The organism is Streptomyces sp. AcH 505 (genome assembly GCF_000818175.1).
Classification (GTDB): Bacteria; Actinomycetota; Actinomycetes; order Streptomycetales; family Streptomycetaceae; genus Streptomyces.
This window is the reverse complement of record NZ_JTIY01000002.1, coordinates 58,295-62,442: the sequence shown is the minus strand read 5'-3', so window position 1 is coordinate 62,442 and position 4,148 is coordinate 58,295. Positions and strand designations below refer to the sequence as shown.

At 73.1% G+C, this 4,148-nt stretch carries 5 protein-coding genes and 1 pseudogene; 3 read left to right on the top strand and 3 right to left on the bottom strand.

What is annotated here, in order from left to right; all coding sequences use genetic code 11:
• The coding region (locus HY68_RS30375; RefSeq protein ID WP_041997864.1) for an aldolase/citrate lyase family protein at nt 1-460 on the top strand (460 nt) is incomplete at its 5' end.
• Nucleotides 461-478: 18 nt separating this feature from the next.
• Here the strand turns inward: HY68_RS30375 and HY68_RS30370 are convergent.
• Complete coding sequence (locus HY68_RS30370; protein ID WP_041997863.1) at nt 479-1,033, bottom strand: YbaK/EbsC family protein; 555 nt, start codon at nt 1,031-1,033, stop codon at nt 479-481.
• Between the two features lie 52 nt (nt 1,034-1,085).
• Nucleotides 1,086-1,658, bottom strand: coding sequence for an XRE family transcriptional regulator (locus HY68_RS30365; protein ID WP_041997861.1), 573 nt, complete (start codon nt 1,656-1,658; stop codon nt 1,086-1,088).
• Between the two features lie 91 nt (nt 1,659-1,749).
• Here HY68_RS30365 and HY68_RS30360 point away from each other — a divergent pair, with 91 nt between their 5' ends.
• Nucleotides 1,750-2,622 carry a DMT family transporter gene (locus HY68_RS30360; RefSeq protein ID WP_042000231.1) on the top strand — a complete coding sequence of 291 codons (873 nt, stop codon included), beginning with the start codon at nt 1,750-1,752 and terminating at the stop codon, nt 2,620-2,622.
• A 6-nt stretch (nt 2,623-2,628) separates the two neighbouring features.
• On the opposite strand, the gene HY68_RS30355 is transcribed toward HY68_RS30360, so the two are convergent.
• A complete protein-coding gene (locus tag HY68_RS30355; RefSeq protein WP_241778889.1) occupies nt 2,629-3,351 on the bottom strand; it encodes an acyltransferase in 723 nt (240 codons plus the stop codon).
• Nucleotides 3,352-3,644: 293 nt separating this feature from the next.
• On the opposite strand from HY68_RS30355, the pseudogene HY68_RS45700 reads away from it, so the two are divergent.
• Nucleotides 3,645-4,148 (top strand): annotated as a pseudogene (locus tag HY68_RS45700) (ATP-binding protein); the annotation flags it as partial.

Sequence of the window (4,148 nt, the reverse complement as noted above, 5' to 3'; positions counted from 1 at the left end):
CGCGGCGGACGCCGTCGCCGCCGTACGCTACCCGCCGCTCGGGCGGCGCTCGTACGGGCCGATGCGCTCGGCCCTGCGGATCGGCCCCACACCGGCGGACGCGCACGAGCAGACGGTCGTGATCGCGATGATCGAGACGGCCGAGGGGCTCGACCAGGTGGCGGCGATCTGCGCGACCCCGGGGCTCGACGGCATCTATGTCGGCCCTTCGGACCTGCGGATCGGCCTCGGCGGCGCCACCCCGAACGACCCCGCGCTGGACGGGGAGTTCGAGGCGGCGCTGGTGACGGTCAGGGAAGCTGCGGCAGCGGCGGGGATCGCGGCCGGCATCCACAACCCGGACGGCGCGAGCGCGGCACGCCGGCTCGCCGAGGGGTTCACCTTCGCGACGGTCGCCAGCGACCTGGTCCATCTGGAGCAGGCCGCGAGCGGTCATCTCGCCGCCGCCCGCGCCAAGTAGCTTCGCGCAACGGTCTGTTCAGCCGCCGAGACCGGCCACGACGACGGCGCCCGGCAGGCCGCCGAAGACCTTGCCCGGCACGATCAGCTTGCCGCGGCGGCGGCCGCTGCCGATGAGGACCCATTCGGTGTCGACGACCGCGGGGTCCACGAGCAGCGGCCAGCCGGCGGGCAGACCGATCGGGGTGATGCCGCCGTATTCCATGCCGGTCTCCTGCACAGCCGTGTCCATCGGCGCGAACGACGCCTTCCGGGAGCCGAGTTGCTTGCGCACCACACCGTTGACGTCGACCCGGGTACGGGACAGGACGACACACGCGGCCAGGGTCGTCTCACCGCCACGCTTGCCCGCGACGACGACGCAGTTGGCCGACACGTCGAACAGCTCGGCGCCGTAGTGCTCCACGAACGCGGCGGTGTCGGCGACTTCCGGGTCGGTGTCCACGAACACCAGCTGCTCGGCGGGCACATCGCCCTGCCAGCCGCGTACGGCGTCGGCGACCGGCGGGGTGAGCAGGTCGAGGCAGTCGGGGGCCGGTGTGGCGTCGGCGAAGTTTCCGATGGGAGCGCGCATACGCCGCACGCTAACAGGGGGCGCGCCAGGGTCTGCCGCGGCGGACCCCGGGTCAGCGCACGGGCGGGATGGAGACGGACATGATCAGCTCCACCGGTTCGGCGCCGTCGTTGCGGTAACCGTGCGCGACGTTCGCCTCGAAGGTCGCCGACGAGCCCGCGGGGACGGGATGTGTCTCGCCGTCCACGACGAGTGTCAGCTCGCCGGCCGTCACATGGAGCAGTTCGGTCGTGCCGTCGGGGTGCGGGTCGGAGCCGCTGGAGTCGCCGGGCATCAGGACCCACGACCACAGTTCCAGCGGGCCGCCGGACTCGGTCCCGACGAGCAGGGTGGAACTGCTGCCGGCCGGGGTCGACCACATCCGTACGGTCTGCTCCCCCGGCACCACCCTGACCTGCGGACCCTGTTCGTAGTCGAGCAGCGTGGTGATGCTGACGCCCAGCGCGTCGGCGAGCTTGACCGTCGTACCGACGCTGGGGTTGGTGCGGGCCTGCTCGATCTGGATGATCATCCCCCGGCTGACCCCGGCCCGCGCCGCCAGCGCGTCGAGCGTGAAGCCCCGCTCCCCGCGCCAGCGTTTGAGGTTACGGGCGAGCGACTGGGTGAGCTGGTCGAGGTCCGACACATTCCGTCCAATATAATCAATTGATGAGTTCAACAGACTGCACTACGGTGTGGTGCACCAATCGTGCACCGAACTGTACTGCGAGGGTCCCATGACCGCACTGTTCGCCCTGGCCACCAGCCTGCTCTGGGGCATGGCCGACTTCGGCGGCGGACTGCTGACGCGCCGGATGCCGGCGCTGACGGTCGTGGTGCTCTCACAGACCGTCGCCGTGGTGGTGCTCGGCTGTGTGGTGGTGGCGACGGGCGGCTGGTCGGAGGCGGATCCGCGGCTCTGGTACGCGGTGGGGGCGGGGGCCGTCGGCCCGGTGGCGATGCTCTGCTTCTACAAGGCGCTCGCGCTCGGCCCGATGGGGGTCGTCTCGCCGCTCGGCTCGATCGGTGTGGCCGTACCGGTCGGCGTGGGGCTGCTCGTCGGCGAGCGGCCGGGGCTGATCCAGTTCGCCGGCATCGCCGTGGCCGTCGCCGGCATCGTGCTGGCGGGCGGCCCGCAGCTGCGCGGCGCTCCGGTCCGCCGCCGGGCGATCCTGCTCACCCTGGTCGCCGCCGTCGGCTTCGGCACGGTGATGACCCTGATCTCCCACGCCTCCACTACCATCACCGGGCTGTTCCTGGCGCTCTTCGTCCAGCGCGTCACCAACGTCGCCGTCGGCGGCGGCGCGCTGTACGTGTCGACCCGGCGCGGCGCGCCCGCGCTGCCACCCGCCGAGGACGGCGGGTTCGGCGTCGTACGGGCGGCGCTGCCCGCGCTGGCCTTCGTGGGCCTCGCCGATGTGGCCGCCAACGGGACGTACTCGATCGCCGCCCAGCACGGCCCGGTCACCGTCGCCGCCGTACTGGCCTCGCTCTACCCGGTCGTGACGGCGGTCGCCGCGCGCGGGGTGCTGGGGGAACGGCTGCGCGCCGTGCAGGCCGCCGGTGCCGGACTCGCCCTGGTGGGCACGGTGTTGCTCGCCGCCGGCTGACAACAGTCAGGAATCCTGGTCCAGTTCGGCCAGCGCCAGCAGTTGCTGCGGGGTGATGCCCTCCGGGATCGGCACCGGCGCCGGGGTGCGCAGCGGCGGCTGCCAGCCGCGCTCCGGGTGCCAGCTCCGTACGACCTTGGCGGGCGCGCCCGCCACCACCGCGTGGTCGGGCACCTCGCCCCGTACGACGGCGCCGGCGGCGACGACCACGTTACGGCCGAGCCTGGCGCCGGGCAGGATCACCGCGCCTGTGCCCAGCCAGCAGCCCGCGCCGATGGTCACGGGTGACATCCGGGGCCACTGCTTCCCGACGGGGGCGTGCGGATCGTCGTAACTGTGGTTCGTGGTCGTGATGTAGACGTACGGACCGCAGTAGGTCTCGGGCCCGATGCTGACCGTGGTGTCGGCGATGACATGACTGCCCCGGCCCAGCACCACCCCGTCGCCGACCTTGAGGATCGGGTCGGGGCCCAGGTCGAGTCCCGGCATCATCCCGGCGGTAAGGGTGACCTGTTCACCGATGACACAGTGGTTGCCCAGCTCGATCCACGGCTCCCCGAAGACGGTGCCCTGCGGAAAGGCGAGCCGGGTGCCGGGGCCGATCCGGCCGAACCGCAGCCGCCCCGGATGCTCGGCGGTGACGGCGCCCGCGCGCTGGATCCACCGCCAGCCGCCCTGGACGACCCGCGTGGTGAGACGGCGCCGCCCGCGCGTCAACGCGCCGGTCAACGCGGCGAAGGCGGTGGTACGGCTCTCGGGACTCTTCAGCACACGGCCACGCTAGTACCCGTCGGTAGCGCGCCGGTACTCCGTACGGCACACGGTCCCCTTGTGTACCACGGTCACCGGGCGCGGTGGGTGTCTTCCGCGTGGACTCCCCCGGACGTGTGGCCCGCGCACGTTCTGCGGGTAACCACGCGACTGCGCGTGGTTAGCATGAGCGCCACATATGGAGTCCCCCGGCCGTTGCGCGCTGGCCGGCCGGTCTTTCCCCCCGCACTCAAGCACCGAGGGACCGCGGAATGACAGTGCCTGTCGCCCCCAGCCCGCACCGCATACGGAAGGTGAGCCCGTTCCCCGTCGCCGTACCTCTCGCCCTGCTGGCGGTGGCGGCCGGCACGGGCGGCGGTGTGGCCGCGGCGGCCCCCGCCGGCGCGCGGGCTTGGGTGGCCGTCACGGTCGTCACCGCCTGGGTGTGCCTGGCGCTCACGGTCCTCACGGCCGCACTGCTGGTCCGGCGCAGCAGGCGCGCGGCGGGCGCTGCCGAGGGCGACGCACAGGGGGCGAGCACGCGACTGGCCGCGCTCACCGCCGAGTCGGCCCAGTTGGTCAACGTCACGGTGCCCGCCGTGCTGAAGCGGCTGCGGGACGGCGCGAGCGCCGACGAGGCCCTTGCCACCGCGCCGCGGCCGGCCGATCCCCGGCTGCGCGAGGTGCTGCGGCTGTTCGCCGGGGAGATCGCCGCCGACGAACAGCGCGCGGAGAAGGCCGTCGCCGCCAACGAGACGGCCGTCGGCCGGCTGGTC